Origin of the sequence: Sulfurimonas sp. (genome assembly GCF_026988655.1) — a bacterium.
Taxonomy (GTDB): domain Bacteria; phylum Campylobacterota; class Campylobacteria; order Campylobacterales; family Sulfurimonadaceae; genus Sulfurimonas.
The window spans coordinates 37,361-55,208 of sequence record NZ_JALSKT010000083.1 but is presented as its reverse complement, the minus strand read 5'-3'; the positions used below and the strand labels follow the sequence as shown (position 1 = coordinate 55,208).

The following is a 17,848-nucleotide window of genomic DNA, read 5'->3' as shown; positions in this document are numbered from 1 at the left end:
ATAACATAGTTTAAGAAGAATTAAGACCTACTAAGCACCAAGTGCTTTTTTAACATTATCATCTGCCATTGAGATATTCCATGCTGGTTCCCAAACGACTTCAATGTCAACATCTTTAACATTAGGTAGTTTTTCAACTGCTTCTTTAACCCATTGAAGGATCATTTGATGTAGTGGACAGGCTTTTGTTGAGAGCGTCATCGTTACTTTTACATTTCCCTCATCATCGCTTGAGGCATCATATATAAGCCCCATCTCTACAAGGTTAAAACCAACTTCAGGATCAATTACAGTTGAGATAGCTTGAAATATTTCATCTTTTGTGTACATCATTTTTCTATCCTTTATTTAAAATTTATCATATAGAGCATACTTCTTACAAAAGCAAGCGCACCGATAAATAAAAATGATGCACCTCCATGTAAAAGCATATCGCTCTTTGTTACTATAGCAATAGTCACCAAGACTACACCAACACTTGAAAAAACAAACTGTGCCTGTGAACTTTTTTGAGGTATCATATCTGCGAGCATCGGAATCTTTTGTTTTCCAACAAGAGGAGAAAATCGCTCAAACCATACCAAAAATGGGATTATTTTATAGATATGCCCTGTTATCAAAAAGCCAAAAAAGCCAAAGAAAAATACCCAAGCAGACGCTAACATAAATCGCTCTTCATTGAGTATAAAATAAAGCACGGCAAAGACTAAGCCTACGAGCATTGCAGAGTAGGAAAACATCAAAGAAATAGCATAAATATCGTTCTCTTTTCTTGGTCGCGTTTTATAAATAATGTAAATAATATAAAAATAAAAAAGCAAAGAAGAAAATGATAAAAAGTAACCTAGATATGCTAAAGCATTCGCATTAAAGAGGGATGATAGCACGACACTTACGACACCCACACTCATTAGACTTATCGAAATTCTCAATGGTACTAATGAAAAACTATGTGAGAGTGTAAACATAGGTACAAGGACGATGGAGAGTCCCATGATAGTAACACCAATGTAACCACCCACAACTAAATAGATATGCGCACGAAGCATTTGTGAGATATCTAATGAAATTGTCCCTGCATACGCAAGTGCCATTAGCAAGCCAAATATAATCCCAAAAAATAAAAAAGTATTTGATATTAAAACACTACTCATCACAAGTGTAAGCTTCTCTACTTTTTTTATAGTTAAAAATATCTCACCAACAAATATCATCATACTGATAAGGACAATCATCCCTCCATAGGGCAATAAGGCAGCCGAATATAAAAATCCAAATACCATCAAAAGTGTACCTATGAGAAGCAAGGGCCAAATAGCATAAAAAAGCTCTACACCAAAATGCCCTACTTCAAGAACAACTGGAACAAGCTGAGCCATCGCGCCAAAGATGGTCATCATAACAAATCCTAATAAAAAGAGATGCATAAAACTAATGACAGCTGGGGAACTAAAGAGTAAATCATCAACATCAAATAAGAAAACAGCTAAACTAGAGAGGATATAGAAAAACCCCCCAATAATAAAAAAGGGAGCTATAAGTTTAAAGGGAGGGGCAAAATCTTGCGAGATGCTGTTCATCTTGTTTGCTTATCCTGCACAAGATGTTTGCGTCAAATCTGTTTCTGCTGTTGCATTTGGATTGTAAGAAAAAACAACTTTGACAAGTCCATCAGACAACTCTTCTATAACGTACTGTACATCATTTTCAAGTTTTGCAAAAAGTCCACCTGGTGCTTTATGATTTATCATTACTACTGTACCATTTGTGCCTTTAATTGCAGCAATTCCTGCCATTGCATTAACCATTGGATGTGGGGGACCCTCTTTTGAAGTGTCAAAGTAATAGGTACTTTGTCCATCTTTTTCTAATTTATAAAAATCTACAGTAGCACCTTCAATTTCTACTTTTTGTGCTTCGTTTGGAATATGTGACATAATTCAATCCTTCTTTTAATAATTTGTGCAATTGTAAAACACAAAGGGTAAAAAAAAGTTGACTTATATCAATACGGTAAGATTATTCGTAAAGAATTGTCAGTGCTTCTTTATCTATAATCATAAAAGTGTTTTTTGATTTTTTTACAAACCCAAGTTTTACAAACTTTTTAAGGATGCGAGAGAGCGTTTCAGGTGTCATATGCAAGTACTGTGCAAGCTGATTGTTTTTCATCTTCAAAGCATCATCGTTTTCACAAATATACTTCGCAACTCTTGCGGTTGAATCAAGTATGACATTGAGATTGATTACATTATCTAAATATTTTATTTTTTGTGTCAAAGAACGAAAAAGGGCTAAGGCTATATCTTCATTTTTTAAAAAATGCTGCTTAAACTTTTCAAAATCAATCTCTAGTACACTGCCCTCTGTTTCAAACGCAGCAGACGCTGGGTAGCAGATACCCTCAAAAACAGCCATTTCAGCTACAAAGTTTGAAGGGATGAAACGGTGTAAAACTATCTCATTGTTTTTAGGATCAATTTTATATATTTTTATAGTTCCTTGAAGCACCATAGTAAGATGCCTTGGCATCTCTTTTTCATAAAAAACCACTTCACCTTGAGAAAAGTTTCTTTTTCTAGATATAGAAAGTAAAAGTTTTAACTCTTTCTCATCTAAGTTTTCAAAGAAACTAACCTTTTTAAGTTCTTCTATACAGAGCATTATCTTATTTGCCCTTGACCATAGATTTTGTACTTATACGTTGTTAGGCCTTCTATTCCCATCGGTCCACGTGCATGAAGTTTGTTGGTGCTGATACCTACTTCCGCACCAAAACCAAATGCACCACCATCAGTAAAACGTGTCGAAGCATTAACATAAACTGCAGCTGCATCAATGTTGTTCAAAAATGCTTCTGCTGTTGTTATGTTTTCAGTGATGATAGACTCAGAATGTCCCGAACCAAAGCGTACGATATGCTCTATAGCACCTTGTACGCCCTCCACTACTTTAAGATTTAAAATATTTGCCAGATATTCAGTATCATAATCTTCATCTGTTGCATTTGCAACCTCTATAATCTCTTGTGTATTGACACAACCTTTTAACTCTGTATGTGTTTTATCAAAAGCCTCTTTTAAAATTGGTAATGTCTCTTTTGCTATTGCCTTATCGACAAGTAAAGTCTCCATAGCATTACAAACACCCGGTCTTTGCACTTTTGCATTGATAGCAATCTTTACTGCGTTTGAAATGTTCGCATCTTTGTCGATGTAAGTGTGACACTGCCCCTTATCGTGCTTGACAACACTCACAGTTGCATTTTCACTCACATACTTGATAAGCCCTGCTCCACCACGTGGAATAATCAGATCAACATACTTATCCATCTTGATAAGTTTGGCAACACCCTCACGTGAACTGTCTGGAATAAGCGAGATCAATGAACTTGGCAGGTCATTATTCTCCAACACAGCTTTTAGTGCGAGTGCAATAGCTTTGTTTGAGTGTTCAGCTTCTTTTCCACCTTTAAGCACACAAACATTTGAGCTTTTAAAGCAAAGCGCTGCGGTATCACTCGTCACATTTGGACGGGATTCATAAATAATCCCAATCACTCCGATAGGAATACTTACTTTTTCAATCTTTAAACCATCATCAGTTACCCAGCCATCAAGTACCCGACCTACAGGTTCTTTGAGTGCCGCTATCTCTTCTATAGCCACAGCCATAGACTCTATACGCTCTTCATCTAAAAAAAGTCTATCCATCAAAGCCGAAGAGAGTTTGTTCTTTTCCCCTTCCATCATATCTATTGCGTTGGCTTCTATAAGATTCATAGTATTTGCCCGCAAAGAATTTGCCATCTCTTTAAGGATTCTATTTTTTTCATGTCCACTCAAAGTATTTAATACTCTGCTTGAAGATTTTGCTTCTTGTAAAAATTGTTCCATTTTGTTGCTCATTTTAACGTTAAATTTTAAGAATGTCATAGTAACACACTTTAGATTATTTTGACTTTATCCTTCACTCATATTTGCCATATGCTATACTTCTAGAAAAATATTTAGGACTTTTATGAAAACTATCACATTTATTGGAAATGGAAATATGGCTTTAAGCATTGCCAAGGGACTTAAAAACAATTATAAAATCGAAGTAGTAGGAAGAGATTTAGGCAAGCTTACTGCGTTTGAAAATGCACTAGGTGTGGAGATACAAAAGCATCTTCTTGATAACTTTGACATAAACGACAAGACTATCATGCTGTGTGTCAAACCAGCAAATGTAGAGGAGATTTCACACAAACTTCAAGGTACTGCAAAGATAATCTACTCAGTATTAGCAGGAACAAGCATAGAAAAATTACAATCAAATCTCAACACAAACGCAGTAGTTCGCACCATGCCAAATCTTGCTGCAAGTGTAGGGAAATCTATGACTACTTTAACAGGTGATACTGCGTTTAAAGATGAAGCCTTAGAACTTTTAGGTGCTATTGGGGCAACTCGTTGGCTTGGAAGTGAAAAAGAGATAGATATTGCCACAGCACTTGCCGGAAGTGGTCCAGCATATCTTGCACTTGTAGCAGAAGCCCTCGCTGATGGTGCAGTAAAACAAGGACTCAAACGTGATGATGCTATGGCTATTATGAGAGGTTTATTTGATGGTTTTGGGACACTTATTCAAGATATCCATCCTGCTTTGCTCAAAGATGGAGTGATGAGTCCTGGTGGCACGACAGCAGCAGGATATGGAGCACTTGAAGATGGAAATGTAAGAAGTGCGTGTATAAACGCAGTAGAGAGCGCCTATAAAAAAGCAGTTGAACTGTAAAAGTTCACGCTACTGCGTTTAGTTAATAATCATCATCCTCGGGATCATAATTAAGAAAGAGTACGAGTATCCATACCAAGAGACAAACCGCAACTATCTCATAGCCTATTATCCATACAATAGGAAAAGCATTTAAGTTTAGAAGCATAAAATTTTCATAACTTCCACGGGCAACCACCAAGAAAAGAAAGATAGCTCCCGTTATATAAGGAACTAGTACAAAATAAATAGCATACGCCAAACCTTCCCACTCTTCAGGAACGTATATGTAATCTTTAAAATCAACTTTTTGAGAGCCAAAACTTGTGCTTCTCTTTTTTTTCAATTTTTTGTTACGCTTAGCTTCTGCCTTTCTTTCATTTGTTACCAACTGGTTATAATAAAGCATATCCCGTTTTTTTCTTAGTTCTTCTTCCATTGAATCATTCATAATTATCCCTATGACTATATTTTACATTAGTAATAATTAGCTATGCCTTAATATGTTAGATATTATTATATGAATAGTAAAACTTTATTCTAAAACAAGTATGCTATAATTATTTTTAATATTAAAACAAAAAGGTTTGGCTATGAAAACACTTCATATATTATTGAGTTCTAGTTTATTATTTTCTTCTGTTTCACTTTATGCGCAAGAAAAGAGTGCACTTTTATGTAAAAATCCTGGCAAACATATTGTCAAAGACTCTACACAAGAATCAACCTACATAGACTGTAAAAGAGAAGGAATGACAACTTGGTACACTGATGATGGTCATATCAAATCAAAAGTAAACTTTAAAGATGGCAAAGAAAATGGCATCTACACTTCTTACTATGACAATGGCAAAAAAAAGCTTGTTGTAAAGTATCTCAATGGACAAAAAGATGGAATCCAAAAAATGTACTATGATAATGGACAACTAGGTTCACAAGTCAATTATATCAACGGAAAAAGAGAAGGTGTAATGACGGACTGGGATGAAGATGGTTACAAATCATCTGACGTTTATTACAAAAACAACTACAAAGTCGGTCTTAAAAAGTACTATGATCACAGTGGAAAAGTTGTTAAAACTGAAACCTACAAGATGGATAGAAATCCTGTAATTCAAAAAATATTAAAAGATAAAGCTAAAGAGATTAAAGTAGATTTGAAGAAATATGGTTTAGAGTAGACTCAAAGTTGTAGATACGAAAGTTATAAAAACTTCAGTATCTCTTCTTCAATATTTTCTTTTTCGATAACAGTTTTTTGTGCTATCTCTTTTGTAAACAATTCCTTTATCATAGCTGGAATTTCAAGATGTGCCACTTGAGAGATGGACTCTAAAGCTTTAATGTCTTTAGTATCTACTTCCCCTGTTAAGGCATTTGCAATGACTGGTGAAAATTTTGTCCACTCTGCAGTTGAATATGCAATAGTTTTTATCTCAGGCTTAGAACAAGTCTCATAAGACTTCATACAAGTTGCAGTATGTGGATCCATAAGATAGTTGTAGTTCTCAAATGTCTCTTTTATATACTTTTTGCCCTCTGCGCCTATACAAAAATCTGCATCAAAATATTCTCGAAGTTTTTTAAGTTCTACTGCGTTTAGCTCATACATATGCTCCGTCTCAAGACTCTCCATAAGTTCTTTCGTTCTTGCTTCTCCAAAAAGATCATATAAAACTCTCTCAACATTGGAAGATTTTAAAATATCCATAGCAGGAGAAGTTGTCCCAATGACTTTTGAATCTCTTAGGTCATATTTTCCATCACGAATAAGGCGAGTAAGGACATTGTTCTCATTTGATGAGATGATGATTTTTTCAACCGGCAGACCCATCTTCCAAGCATAGTAACCACCAAGAGCATTTCCAAAGTTTCCACTTGGCACGTTTAAGTAAACTTTTTCTCCCATAGAGATTGCATCTTGACGCACAAGCTCCAAATAAGAGTGAATATGATAAATGATTTGAAAAATGATACGCCCAAAATTCACAGAGTTTGCAGCTGAGAGTTTTGTATCTTTTTCATGCAATGCTTTTTTAAAACTCTCAGAAGCCAGAAGTCTTTTCAGTGCATTTTGTGCATCATCAAAAACGCCATTGATTCCAATCACTTTCAGGTTAGCAGCATCTTCTGTAACCATTTGTAAACGTTGTACATCACTTGTTCCACCATCAGGATACAGACAAGCCACTTTAATGTTTTTACGGTTTTTAAATGTTTCTAAAGCAGCAGGACCAGTATCTCCACTTGTAGCAGCTAGGATAAGATAATTTTGATTTAATCTTTGTGCAATGGAAGATAAAACAACACCAAAAGGTTGCAATGCCATATCTTTAAATGCGCGGGTTGGTCCGTGATAAAGTTCACTGATATAAAGATTTTCTTTTACTTTAACAACAGGAACAGGATTTGACGCATCATCAAACTTATCATATAACTGTAAGGCTTCATCAATAACAGCACTATCTATATCTATCTCAAAACGAGAAAGCATATCTTTTGCTAGTTCTTTGTATGAAGAGTTCAGATGTTTGTTTAAAAATTCTTCCCCTAAATCAGGAAGACTCTCCGGTACATAAAGACCGCCAAAAGAGGCTATTGGACTTAAAATCGCTTCTGAAAAAGTTACCTTTTCAGATTTAGCACTATCAACACCACGAGTTTGAATAAAGTTCATATTATTTCTCTATAATTTTATTTTTGAAATTATATCTAAAAATAGACTTCATGCATAACCTAAATATATATATTTAGATTATGCATGAAGTCTAATATTTAAATAAACGTATCGGGTTGATATGATACGATTTTTGTGTTACTTCAAACACAAGTTCATTTTGTATACGCCCTATCACCGCTCCCCGTTTAACCTTCTTCCCTCTTTTGATATTTGGGGCAATCTGAGAAAGATTTGCGTAAATAGTATGAAGTCCATTTTTATGTTCTATGATGACTATGTTATCAAGGACTGCGGTATTATCTGCATAGATTACTTTCCCATTGAGTACATTTTTCACTTTAGCATTTGGTTTTTTCGCTTTAAGTGAGATAGATTCGTTAAAGATTTTAATGTTATATATCGGGTCTGTATATGTTCCATATTTTTTTGTAATCGTATAACGATCAAGTGGGGCTATCGTTTTTCTACCTCTATACCGAATGGTTTTCATACTTTGATAGCTACTGCCATGTTTTTTCACCTTAGGAAGATTTTCATTAAGATTAACATTTTTTTCGGCAAAAGCACGTTTTCGTTCTCTCTCTAATTTTGCTTTTCTTCTTTCATCTTTTTTTACAAGGTTAAGTTTTTCAAGAGTACTTTTAAGTGCCCTTTGTCTTTGTAACAATTTTTTCAACTCTTTTTTATACGATGCCTTTGCTCGTTCAAGTTTTTTCAGTGCTAGTTTATTTGCTTTTGTTGTAGCGAGCAGTTTTTTTCTCTTTTTATCAATAAAGGAGATACTTTTTTCTAAAGAACTTGCATGTGAATTTAAGAGCCCAATAGTTTTTTCATACTCAAAAAATTTATTTCCTAGTTCTTTTGCTTTTTCCTTGGAAACTTTTAGTTTTGATTTTAGAACTTCTATCTGTATTAGAGACTCTTCATTTTCAGGGTACTCTTCTTCCAAGATAACAGAGAGTGAAACACTTTGAGCTATGACAAACACAAGCTCTTCTTCAAGCTTGTTTTTTTGTTCTTGTAGTTTGCTTTGTGCTTTTTTTAACTCTTGGAGTTGTTTTGTATTTTCACCATAAGTCAACTCTTTAGAGGCTAGGTCATTTTTTAATTTTTCCAGATACTTCATCTGTTTTTGAAGTTTTGCTTTTTGTTTTAAAATAGCTCTAGCTGTATTTGACATTTTTTTACTTATATTGGCATAGTTTTTACTATATGAGCTTAACTTTGTATGCGTCTTTTTTATCTTTGTATCGATCTCTGCACGTGCAAAAAGCACAGAAGAAAGAAGTACAAAAGCGAGAAAAATCTTATGCATCATACCTCTTCTTTATGTCCCAAAACTATAAAACCTGCAAGAAAAACTGAGACAATGATAGAAACACCAAGCATCATCAAAAAGTCATACCCTTTGTCAAAAACAATAATTTGAATTCCAATAGTATGCAGTTGTTGGCTTACCCACTCAGTAGAAGATATGTAAGCAAAAATCACAAAACTAATGAATGCTGCAATAAGTGCATCAACAATAGCAAGACGAAACAGTACGGCTGAACGCAACCACGTAGGCGCACCAAAAAGACTCATAATGCTCATGCGTTCATTATGTTTAAACTGCCATATGCGAAGCTCTTTAAAGATAAGTAAAACAGTCACAACAAGAATAGTAAAAGCAAGGACAAAAATAACAGTTTTAAAAAGTAACAAAAGCTTATAAATCGTGTCATGTGTAGCTGAAAACGTCTCCACCTTTGTGATAGAAGCAATACTCATCAATTTTTTTGTAATACCTTCAACCTCATCAGGCGTTGGATACTTTTTCAAACGCAGCTTATAAAACTTCGGCAGAGTAACTTTAAGTAAATCCATATTTTTTTTGCTTATTTTAGTATCTAGTTTTTTTATGACACTATCAGGCGATATTTCTTCCATAGTCGCTATAGTCGGTACTTTTTTTAATAAGGCTTGTTGTTCAAGCTTTTTTTGGCTCACAATCACAAGTGAATAATTTGTTGCAAGTTTATCTTTATATGCATCTATAGAACGCTCAACTATAGTAAAAATCTGAAGTGAAAATAAGATACTAACAAGCGCAACAATAAGAGAGAGATGATTTTTAAAGGACTTCATGAATATCTCCAAACTCTATGTGATAGTGCTTATACTCTACCTTCATTGTCTCAGGAATATGATGAGTCACCACGATTACCGTAGTGTTAAGCTGTTCATTTGCACCTTCAAGTAGGTTCCAAATAAGTTGTGAGGAGTAGTCATCTAAGTTTCCTGTTGGCTCATCTGCTAAAATTAAGATAGGATTATGTGCTAAAGCTCTTGCCATTGCAACGCGTTGCTGTTCTCCACCACTTAATTCTAAAGGATATTTTCCTGCTTGATGTTTAAGACGAACATGTTTTAAGAGTGAGTCTACCTGCGTTTGTGTTACACTTTTTTCATAGCTATTGATGATAAGCGGTAGCATGATATTTTTCTCAACTGTCCACTCTTTGACAAGCTTATAATCTTGAAACACTATGCCGAGATGTTTACGCAAAAAGTTAAGCTTTTTGTTTGAAACACCTTTGAGTTCAACTCCACCAACGACTAAACTCCCCTCTATGGGCTTTAATGCACCATAGAGTGACTTCAAAAGCGTTGACTTTCCACTTCCACTTGCACCAGTAATAAAGACAAAACTACCTGAGTCAATAGAAAAATTTGCCTTATTAATGATAGTATCTTCATCAGAATAAGCAAGCGATAAGTTTTGTGCAATTATTACTTTATCCATTTAAAACCTTATTGAGTTCTTTATGAGCATTGAGATTACTTCTTGATTTGAGTGGCAATTCTGGATAATAGGAAACCTCATCACCTTTTACCAAGATATAGAGGTGTTCTGGTCTGTCAAAACTTCCCATAGATAAACGCAGCATTATTCCATCAACTATTTTATAAGCTCTCTCAAAATGGATAAAACCATTCTCAAATCTAACAGTTTGCTTATGCAATTTCAGCAGTTCATCTTGAGCTAAGATCTTTCCTGCAAAAGAGAAGTCACCTTCGATATTTAAAGCTTCAGACTCCTCTTCATTTATCATTGTCACATCATAAATGTTCTTTTGCATCTTTTTCCATCTATCTTCATACTTTGAACTTACAGCAATCTCTTTGTTTTTATTTATATGCAATATCGTTTTATTAAACGCGATAAAAGTATCATAAGAGTAAGCATAATAGTTTTCACTATCCGTTCTCAGCTCTAGCGTTCCACCAACTTTTAAAACACGACGTGCCTCTTGGATAAAGGAGGTAGATATCACTCTACGGTGTGGCTTTTTATCCCAAGGAACAGGAAAATGCACATAAATAGCGCCTACAAGATTAGAAGGAATAAGTTCCATAAAAAGACGTGCATCATAATCTAATATTAAAAGGTTGTCTAGTTTTTGAATAACACTTTGTTTTAGCACTTGTTCTATAGAAGGACGATGAATCTCAATCCCGATAAACAAAACATCAGGATTACTCGCTGCTTGATGTAAAAGGTGTCTGCCTGAGCCAAAACCTACTTCGATGCGAACCTCTTTATCAGAAGGAAAGTCACTAGCAAAATGCTCTATCTTCTTGAGAGCTGTCTCTTCTTGAAGATGGATGTTTTTTTGCGCTTGAGGCGGAACATTTGAAGCTATGACATCTAAGTTAGCTGCGTTTGCATAAGCAAGTAAGGCACGATGCACATTGTGAATAGAGGCTGGACGTGTCAACTTATCTGTTTTTAGCAGGCTTCTGTTCTCTTCTTCTTTTACAAGTAAAAAGAAATCTTCTCCATCCACAGTTGTTGAGATGAGTCTCTCATCCTCATGGTTTACATTCTGAGCGATGAAGTTAAAAGAGACTCCATCTTTACTACTTGGGGTTTGTATCTGTGTAAATTCTTTTATATGTAAATGTGGCATTAAATCTCGTTTAAATCTAAATCATCAGTAGGAGAGATAATCTCCTGCACTATTTGTTCTTTTTTTACAGGCTTAGGCTCTGTAGCTACTTTTTTTTCTACTGCGTTTACTTTTGGAGCTTCTATGATTTTATCAGACTCAGGCGTCTCAATCTTAATCTCACTACTTGCTTTGGAAATAATATTGTTTTTATCAACACCGTAAACTATGTAAGTATACGTACTCTCTGGCTGAATGTTTTTATCTATAAATACATTTGCTTTAATGTTTTTAAATCTTTTCACATCTTCTTTAAACCAACCATCTTTGTGCTTTCTTACAACAATAAAAGATTTGATTCTTGGATCTGTGTTTTTCCAAGTCAACTTGATTACATTACCGAGTAACTTTGCTTCTGCTATAGCAGGTGCTTCAGGTTTACTAAGTGTCATTCCCATAATTGTATGTTTATCATGTTTGCTCTCAAGTCCATCTTTATCTACTACGCTCACACGATAAAAGTAGGACTGACCATCTTTATCTATTTTGTCTAAAAAAGTATTGTTGTACAGTTTGGCTATGAGTTCATAACGACCATGCATTGCATCTGCTCTATAAAGATAGTATCTTTTAAAATCTTTATTTTTTGAAGCTTCCCAATCAATTTTGATCTTTTTAGGAAGATCTTTTGTAGCGGTGATATGAGAAACACCTTTAGGCAAAGCTTTTGTGACTGATTTTACAATCTCTGAAGGAGTAGAGACTATACCATCAAAGGTTTCAACTCTAATACGATAAAAATAGACATGATTATCTTCTAACTCTGTATCAATATATTCTGCGTTGAGTCTTCCCTCGAGTCTATCTATCTCTTCCCATTTTTGATCTTCTAAAGTTTTTCTCTCGATGATATAAGATTCAACTCGCTCACTCTGATGCGGTCGCCAAATTATTTTCGCCATTCTTGGAAGTCCAACGATAGAATGAATCCATGCAACTGAGCGTAAAACAGGAAGTGTGCTGACTTTATATATCTGACTGAGCTTGCCCTCTGCATTTTTACTTACTGTACGAAAGGCATACTCATATCTTGAGTTTGGTTCATTTGTGATATCTACATAATGTGTTTTATATCTATTTTCTATACTTGTTAAAAACTGTAAACCTTTTACCTCTGTATCTTTTGGATCTCTTTTATAAAGGTATATCGCACTCACTCTTGGGTCTTGAATACTTTTCCACTCAAACGCAACAGTCTTCATATCTGTAATAATTCCATTTTTTGTCAAAGTAACAACTGGAAGTGTAGAGTCTATGACTGCCTTTTTCTCAGGCGTTGGTGTCGTAGTACAACCACTAAGAATTAGCAGTGAAACTGTGCATAATGTACTCAGTGTTAATAACTTCATTTAAAATCTCCGTATCAAATTTTTTATATATTATCTCTTGCATTGTTTCATCAAATTCAGCTTTAAAATAGAGCTTCTCTTTTGTACTGGGATGAATAAAGTAAATTAAGTAAGCATGAAGCAAAATACGTTCCGCCTTCTCTTGTTTTGGGCTTATTCCATAGATATGATCTCCCAAAATATGACGGTTCATACTCTCTAAATGCACTCTAATCTGGTGTGTTCTCCCAGTAAATAGTTTACAAGCAATCAACTGCGAATCTTCATCATGGCTTAGTGCCAAATGTTTAAACATAGTCTTAGCCGTTTTACCATTGGCAATGCCTGAAGCCATCTTCAAACGATTGTGTGGACTTCTAGCTATTTTTGACTCAATAATTGTAACATCTTCTTTTAAAGGAGGAGTAACAACAGCGATATAATACCTTCCCATACTTTTATCTTGCAGCTGTTTGGAGAGAAATTCATGTGCTTCATTGTTTTTTGCAACAACCATTGTGCCGCTCGTTCCTTTATCTAAACGATGCACTATTCCATGACGCTCCTCACCACTAATGGTAGAGAGTCTGATGCCTTTATGTTTGAGCCAGTCAACTAATGTCGCTTCTTTGACACTAGGTGCGGGATGTACTGTCACACCGCTTGGTTTGTTGATAACTAAAACATCATCATCTTCATAAAGAACTTCAACGTCAAAATCAACATCAAGTGCTTTTTGTTTTTTTGCTTCAGGAAATTCAACTTTTACAGTTTGCCCTGCTTTTAACTTTACACCCGGACGGGCAACTTTTTTTCCATCAACAAAAACAGAGTCATTTTTAATAAGTGCTGCTATTTGCGAGCGTGTTTGTCCTATCTGTGTTGTTAAAAATGTGTCTAATCTTTCTGGATTTTCACACAGATACTCTTTTGTATTTATCATTTTTTACGCCCTTTATGTTACAATCATATATAATTTTAATTTGGAGTTACAAACTTGTGGAGATTTGATAAGAGTATTTTATCACAATTTGACTTTCTTTCTATCATTCTTCTCATACCGCTTGTCAGTATGTCACATTGGTTGATTGGTGAAGCGGTTCCAGCACTTGCACAAAAGCAGCTTGCTTATGTCGGCATCGCATTTATCACATTTCTTATCGTCTTTCTTTTGCCTATTCGTCGCATGAGTTGGCTTATTCCTTTTATTTATTGGGGAAATATTGCTCTTTTGCTTGGGGTGGAATTTTTTGGACATTCGCGTTTAGGCGCACAAAGATGGATAGATATTCCTTTTATCAATGCAACCATACAACCCTCAGAGTTTGTAAAACCTGCTCTCATTTTGATGCTAGCTTATCTTATACATAAAAATCCTCCTCCTGTTCACGGCTACAGACTTAAAGAGTTTTTAAAGCTGAGTGCCTATATTTTACTCCCCTTTATTCTCATTGCTAAAGAGCCAGACTTAGGAACAGCACTTGTTCTCTTGCTCATCGGTTATGGCGTTTTGTTCTATGTAGGTGTTTACTGGAAGATTGTAGCGACCATTGCTACAGTAATATTAATCTTTTCGCCCATCGCCTACAAGTTTTTACTCCATGATTATCAAAGAACAAGAATCACGGACTTTTTAAGTGAAAAACCATCGTATCACGTACAGCAGTCTATCATTGCCATTGGCTCAGGTGGCTGGACAGGAAAAAACAAAGAAGATGCCACACAAACGCAGATGAAATTTTTGCCTATTGCTACGAGTGACTTCATCTTTGCTTTTGTGGTTGAGCGGACAGGATTTTTAGGAGCTTTAGCCCTTATCGCTTTGTATGCTATGCTCATTTTACATCTTATGAGTTTAAGTATTTTTAACAAAGATTACTTCATCAAAGTTGTTACCATATCCATATCTTTTATGATATTTATTTATATGGGTGTAAATATCTCAATGACCATAGGCTATGCTCCTGTCGTTGGAGTTCCACTCCCAATGTTTAGTTATGGAGGAAGTAGTTTTTTAAACTTTATCGTTCTTTTTGCTATCATGGAAAATCTTATCACCTTCAGGTATAAAGATATGTATGATAGAAGTGGTAAAAAAAGTTTTGTTTAATAAGGAAAGGTACTTAGATGCATATTTTAATAGTAGAAGATGACACTCAAACCGCAAAACAGCTACAAAAACTTTTAAAAAGTGAAAAATATAGTTGTGACATAGCTTCAGGCTACCGTAATGCAAAAGAATTTATAGACAAAAATAGTTATGCGCTTATCTTACTTGACTGGAACTTAGGAGATGGAGATGGTCTTGAGCTTCTCAAAGAGATTCGTGCGACGCAGATAGATGTTCCTGTTCTGATGCTTTCTGCAAACTCTGAAATAGACGACCGTGTAAAAGTTTTGGACTCTGGAGCGGATGACTATCTGACTAAACCCTACTCAAATATCGAACTACTTGCACGTATGCGAGTTCTTCTTCGTAAAGGAGCAAAGGAGAAGTCTTCTCAGATACGTATTGGTAAAGTTTTTCTCGACCTTACAACGCACGAGCTTTTTGTAGATGAAAAGCCTATCAAGCTCACCACAGCCGAATTTGACCTACTTGAACTTTTTATGCAAAACCAAAATATCGTACTCAGTAGATACCAACTCAGCGAACATATCAACAAGGACAATTATGCCATTAAACAAAGTAATGTCGTTGATGTTCACATCAAAAATTTACGTAAAAAGATTGCTATTAAGGACTTTATCATCAATGTTCGAGGCATTGGTTACAAAATTAATAAATCTTCATAAAATCTTCATTTAACTATTTTATACTGCTCCTTGAATATAAAAACACCAAGAGGAGATCTTATGAAATACTTCGCATTTTTCATACTCACACTACTCATATCTCTAAGTGGATGTGGAACAAATGACTCATCTAAAAGTTCTACTTCCCTACAGAGTACAGGTCTGTTTCTTGATAGTCCTGTAAAAGGCATTGACTATCAGTCAACTTCATATAGCGGCGTTACCGATGATAATGGCTACTTTGATTATAAAGTTGGTGAAGAAACAACTTTCAAAGTTGGAAACATTATCTTAGGCAGTGCAAAAATCCAAACAGCTAATAGTGTCATAACACCACTAGAGTTGGTTGATAACAGCACTATAGATGACCCAAGAGTTGTTAATATTTTACGAGTTATTCAAACTTTAGATGCAGATAAAAATGTTTCTAACGGAATAGATATAGTCGAAAAACCATCCAATGATACTGTAAATCTTTCAGAAGAAAACAGTGACTTAAGTGATACGCAAATTGCCGAACTGACATCAAAAAGTACAACAGATGTTGTCTCAAAAGATGATGCCAAAACTCATTTTCAGGACTCATTAGACAATAAAGACCAGTACGAACAAGATTTGAAAAATGATGACGATGAGCATGATGATGACTATGATGACACGACTACTGATGGTGGTACAACCGGAGGTGGAACAACACCAACAAACAATGGAACATACACTCTTTTAGCATGGAATGATTTAGGAATGCACTGTATGGATGGAAGTGAGTTTTCTGTTTTTACTATCTTGCCACCCTACAACAACCTCAATGCACAACTTATAAACAAAGTAGGCACATCAAATAAACACATAACAAGTGGTGTTATAATCACATATGAATCATATAATTATAATGGTCATATCAACACAACAAGTAGTACAAAAACAAACTTTTGGACTTATGTAACATCTCTTTTTCCAGGTGCTACAAATGTTGTAGATGTAGGTCTTACAGGAAACAAAACACCTTCATTGGCACCTCAGCCTATGACTTTTAACGCGACTGAGAACTGGTTTGAAGCGACTGGTATTCCTATCATCAACCGAGATGATGACAATGTCACAAACTACTACCCTATGGTTAAAGTTGTAGCAAAAGATACAGCAGGAACAACCTTAGCAACAGCAAATATTGTTTTACCTGTAAGTGATGAAATGGATTGTGCAAAATGTCACGCAAGTGTTGGTGGTTCGAGTGATGCAAAACCTATCTCAGGATGGGTAAACGATGCAAACACAATTAAAGATTTTAAATTAAATATCTTGAAATTACATGATCAAAATCATGTCATCAGTACAGCTGACCTTGATACACTTAAAGCAAAAGGTTATGATTATAATTCTAGTCTTTATGATACGGTTGTTGTCAATAAAACTCCAGTACTTTGTGCAGCATGTCATAGCTCAAATGCTTTAGGAACTTCAAGTGTAGGAAATGCACAACCTTTAACTACGGCACTTCATTCAAAACATGCCGGTGTAATCGACCCAAGTAACGGACTACGTTTAAATGACTCAAACAACAGAAACGCTTGTTATAGTTGTCATCCTGGTTCAAGTACACAGTGTTTAAGAGGGGCTATGGGTGATGCAAAAGATGCAAATGGTAATCTTACAATGCAATGTCAAAGTTGTCACGGTACACTCAATGATGTTGGAAATTCAAGTAGAACAGGATGGAAAGACGAACCAAACTGTCAAGCCTGTCATCAAGATGGACAAAGATACACTTCAGCCTTACAAAACGGTGTACTTCGAAACGCAGTAGATAGAAGATTTGCAACAAACCTAGATACGCCTGAAGTTGGTGTAAGTATGTACAGATATTCAACAGGACATGGAGACTTACAATGTTCAGCTTGTCATGGTTCAACACATGCAATCTTTCCAACAAGTCATGCCGTTGATAATCTTCAAAGTATTAACGTCCAAGGACATAGCGGAACAATCGCAGAATGTACATCTTGTCACACAACAATGCCAAATACAAATACAGGCGGACCGCATGGAATGCATACTGTGGGACAAAACTGGGTATCAATGCATCAAGATGTAGCAGAGAACAACTCAGCACAATGTAAAGCATGTCACGGTGCAGATTATCGCGGTTCGGCACTCTCTGAAACATTTAGTGATAGAACACTTCAAGTAGAGCATGGAAGTAAATCATTTGCCAAAGGACATCAGGTAAGTTGTTACGATTGTCATAACGGACCAAATCCATAGGGTATAATATAAATAAAGTTTACTCAGAA

The 17,848-nt window shown here is 35.3% G+C and carries 18 protein-coding genes; 5 read left to right on the top strand and 13 right to left on the bottom strand.

The window, feature by feature from the left end:
* Window positions 1–30: 30 nt before the first annotated feature.
* The 5 genes from MV052_RS09510 to MV052_RS09490 all read right to left on the bottom strand — a co-directional run bounded on the left by MV052_RS09510 (window position 31) and on the right by MV052_RS09490 (window position 3,908).
* On the bottom strand, window positions 31–330 hold the full coding sequence (locus MV052_RS09510; protein WP_297443811.1) for a metal-sulfur cluster assembly factor: 300 nt from the start codon (window positions 328–330) through the stop codon (window positions 31–33).
* Window positions 331–344: 14 nt separating this feature from the next.
* Window positions 345–1,580: a hypothetical protein gene (locus tag MV052_RS09505; protein ID WP_297443739.1), complete on the bottom strand. Its 1,236-nt coding sequence runs from the start codon at window positions 1,578–1,580 to the stop codon at window positions 345–347.
* 9 nt (window positions 1,581–1,589) lie between these two features.
* Window positions 1,590–1,937 (bottom strand): hypothetical protein, encoded by a 348-nt coding sequence (locus tag MV052_RS09500; RefSeq protein WP_297443736.1) that lies wholly within the window; start codon window positions 1,935–1,937, stop codon window positions 1,590–1,592.
* Between the two features lie 82 nt (window positions 1,938–2,019).
* Window positions 2,020–2,664 carry a Crp/Fnr family transcriptional regulator gene (locus MV052_RS09495; protein WP_297443734.1) on the bottom strand — a complete coding sequence of 215 codons (645 nt, stop codon included), beginning with the start codon at window positions 2,662–2,664 and terminating at the stop codon, window positions 2,020–2,022.
* Window positions 2,664–3,908: a glutamate-5-semialdehyde dehydrogenase gene (locus MV052_RS09490; RefSeq protein WP_297443809.1), complete on the bottom strand. Its 1,245-nt coding sequence runs from the start codon at window positions 3,906–3,908 to the stop codon at window positions 2,664–2,666. The genes MV052_RS09495 and MV052_RS09490 overlap by 1 nt, the downstream gene beginning before the upstream one ends.
* Before the next feature lie 112 nt (window positions 3,909–4,020).
* Between MV052_RS09490 and MV052_RS09485 the strand changes: the two genes are divergently transcribed.
* Complete coding sequence (locus MV052_RS09485; protein ID WP_297443731.1) at window positions 4,021–4,779, top strand: pyrroline-5-carboxylate reductase; 759 nt, start codon at window positions 4,021–4,023, stop codon at window positions 4,777–4,779.
* A 22-nt stretch (window positions 4,780–4,801) separates the two neighbouring features.
* Here MV052_RS09485 and MV052_RS09480 read toward each other — a convergent pair whose 3' ends face one another.
* The gene (locus MV052_RS09480) at window positions 4,802–5,209 is read right to left on the bottom strand and encodes a hypothetical protein (RefSeq protein WP_297443729.1); all 408 of its coding nucleotides are present in this window, start codon (window positions 5,207–5,209) and stop codon (window positions 4,802–4,804) included.
* Window positions 5,210–5,351: 142 nt separating this feature from the next.
* Between MV052_RS09480 and MV052_RS09475 the strand changes: the two genes are divergently transcribed.
* Entirely contained in the window at window positions 5,352–5,939 is a 588-nt protein-coding gene (locus MV052_RS09475) for a toxin-antitoxin system YwqK family antitoxin (protein ID WP_297443726.1), read from the top strand.
* Window positions 5,940–5,962: 23 nt separating this feature from the next.
* On the opposite strand, the gene thrC is transcribed toward MV052_RS09475, so the two are convergent.
* The 7 genes from thrC to MV052_RS09440 all read right to left on the bottom strand — a co-directional run bounded on the left by thrC (window position 5,963) and on the right by MV052_RS09440 (window position 13,701).
* Window positions 5,963–7,435 carry a threonine synthase gene (thrC, locus tag MV052_RS09470; protein WP_297443724.1) on the bottom strand — a complete coding sequence of 491 codons (1,473 nt, stop codon included), beginning with the start codon at window positions 7,433–7,435 and terminating at the stop codon, window positions 5,963–5,965.
* 91 nt (window positions 7,436–7,526) lie between these two features.
* Entirely contained in the window at window positions 7,527–8,756 is a 1,230-nt protein-coding gene (locus tag MV052_RS09465; RefSeq protein WP_297443721.1) for a peptidoglycan DD-metalloendopeptidase family protein, read from the bottom strand.
* The gene (locus MV052_RS09460) at window positions 8,753–9,565 is read right to left on the bottom strand and encodes a cell division protein FtsX (RefSeq protein WP_297443718.1); all 813 of its coding nucleotides are present in this window, start codon (window positions 9,563–9,565) and stop codon (window positions 8,753–8,755) included. Before MV052_RS09460 ends, MV052_RS09465 begins: the two co-directional genes overlap by 4 nt.
* Window positions 9,552–10,223, bottom strand: coding sequence for an ABC transporter ATP-binding protein (locus tag MV052_RS09455; protein ID WP_297443715.1), 672 nt, complete (start codon window positions 10,221–10,223; stop codon window positions 9,552–9,554). Before MV052_RS09455 ends, MV052_RS09460 begins: the two co-directional genes overlap by 14 nt.
* Window positions 10,216–11,391, bottom strand: coding sequence for a tRNA (guanosine(46)-N7)-methyltransferase TrmB (trmB, locus tag MV052_RS09450; protein ID WP_297443712.1), 1,176 nt, complete (start codon window positions 11,389–11,391; stop codon window positions 10,216–10,218). Before trmB ends, MV052_RS09455 begins: the two co-directional genes overlap by 8 nt.
* Window positions 11,391–12,779 carry a hypothetical protein gene (locus MV052_RS09445; RefSeq protein ID WP_297443709.1) on the bottom strand — a complete coding sequence of 463 codons (1,389 nt, stop codon included), beginning with the start codon at window positions 12,777–12,779 and terminating at the stop codon, window positions 11,391–11,393. The genes trmB and MV052_RS09445 overlap by 1 nt, the downstream gene beginning before the upstream one ends.
* Window positions 12,727–13,701 (bottom strand): RluA family pseudouridine synthase, encoded by a 975-nt coding sequence (locus MV052_RS09440; protein ID WP_297443706.1) that lies wholly within the window; start codon window positions 13,699–13,701, stop codon window positions 12,727–12,729. The genes MV052_RS09445 and MV052_RS09440 overlap by 53 nt, the downstream gene beginning before the upstream one ends.
* Window positions 13,702–13,755: 54 nt before the next feature.
* On the opposite strand from MV052_RS09440, the gene MV052_RS09435 reads away from it, so the two are divergent.
* The 3 genes from MV052_RS09435 to MV052_RS09425 are packed head-to-tail and all read left to right on the top strand — an operon-like array spanning window position 13,756 to window position 17,819.
* Window positions 13,756–14,868, top strand: a complete 1,113-nt coding sequence (locus MV052_RS09435) for an FtsW/RodA/SpoVE family cell cycle protein (protein ID WP_297443703.1) — start codon at window positions 13,756–13,758, stop codon at window positions 14,866–14,868.
* A gap of 17 nt (window positions 14,869–14,885) precedes the next feature.
* Complete coding sequence (locus MV052_RS09430; RefSeq protein WP_297443700.1) at window positions 14,886–15,554, top strand: response regulator transcription factor; 669 nt, start codon at window positions 14,886–14,888, stop codon at window positions 15,552–15,554.
* A 60-nt stretch (window positions 15,555–15,614) separates the two neighbouring features.
* Window positions 15,615–17,819 carry a hypothetical protein gene (locus MV052_RS09425; RefSeq protein WP_297443697.1) on the top strand — a complete coding sequence of 735 codons (2,205 nt, stop codon included), beginning with the start codon at window positions 15,615–15,617 and terminating at the stop codon, window positions 17,817–17,819.
* Window positions 17,820–17,848 lie beyond the last annotated feature (29 nt).

What these genes read in the sequence shown, in the direction of transcription:
- MV052_RS09510 (WP_297443811.1), bottom strand. Translation starts at nt 330, where the DNA reads ATGTACACAAAAGATGAAATATTTCAAGCTATCTCAACTGTAATTGAT.
- MV052_RS09505 (WP_297443739.1), bottom strand. Translation starts at nt 1,580, where the DNA reads ATGAACAGCATCTCGCAAGATTTTGCCCCTCCCTTTAAACTTATAGCT.
- MV052_RS09500 (WP_297443736.1), bottom strand. Translation starts at nt 1,937, where the DNA reads ATGTCACATATTCCAAACGAAGCACAAAAAGTAGAAATTGAAGGTGCT.
- MV052_RS09495 (WP_297443734.1), bottom strand. Translation starts at nt 2,664, where the DNA reads ATGCTCTGTATAGAAGAACTTAAAAAGGTTAGTTTCTTTGAAAACTTA.
- MV052_RS09490 (WP_297443809.1), bottom strand. Translation starts at nt 3,908, where the DNA reads ATGAGCAACAAAATGGAACAATTTTTACAAGAAGCAAAATCTTCAAGC.
- MV052_RS09485 (WP_297443731.1), top strand. Translation starts at nt 4,021, where the DNA reads ATGAAAACTATCACATTTATTGGAAATGGAAATATGGCTTTAAGCATT.
- MV052_RS09480 (WP_297443729.1), bottom strand. Translation starts at nt 5,209, where the DNA reads ATGAATGATTCAATGGAAGAAGAACTAAGAAAAAAACGGGATATGCTT.
- MV052_RS09475 (WP_297443726.1), top strand. Translation starts at nt 5,352, where the DNA reads ATGAAAACACTTCATATATTATTGAGTTCTAGTTTATTATTTTCTTCT.
- thrC (WP_297443724.1), bottom strand. Translation starts at nt 7,435, where the DNA reads ATGAACTTTATTCAAACTCGTGGTGTTGATAGTGCTAAATCTGAAAAG.
- MV052_RS09465 (WP_297443721.1), bottom strand. Translation starts at nt 8,756, where the DNA reads ATGATGCATAAGATTTTTCTCGCTTTTGTACTTCTTTCTTCTGTGCTT.
- MV052_RS09460 (WP_297443718.1), bottom strand. Translation starts at nt 9,565, where the DNA reads ATGAAGTCCTTTAAAAATCATCTCTCTCTTATTGTTGCGCTTGTTAGT.
- MV052_RS09455 (WP_297443715.1), bottom strand. Translation starts at nt 10,223, where the DNA reads ATGGATAAAGTAATAATTGCACAAAACTTATCGCTTGCTTATTCTGAT.
- trmB (WP_297443712.1), bottom strand. Translation starts at nt 11,391, where the DNA reads ATGCCACATTTACATATAAAAGAATTTACACAGATACAAACCCCAAGT.
- MV052_RS09445 (WP_297443709.1), bottom strand. Translation starts at nt 12,779, where the DNA reads ATGAAGTTATTAACACTGAGTACATTATGCACAGTTTCACTGCTAATT.
- MV052_RS09440 (WP_297443706.1), bottom strand. Translation starts at nt 13,701, where the DNA reads ATGATAAATACAAAAGAGTATCTGTGTGAAAATCCAGAAAGATTAGAC.
- MV052_RS09430 (WP_297443700.1), top strand. Translation starts at nt 14,886, where the DNA reads ATGCATATTTTAATAGTAGAAGATGACACTCAAACCGCAAAACAGCTA.
- MV052_RS09425 (WP_297443697.1), top strand. Translation starts at nt 15,615, where the DNA reads ATGAAATACTTCGCATTTTTCATACTCACACTACTCATATCTCTAAGT.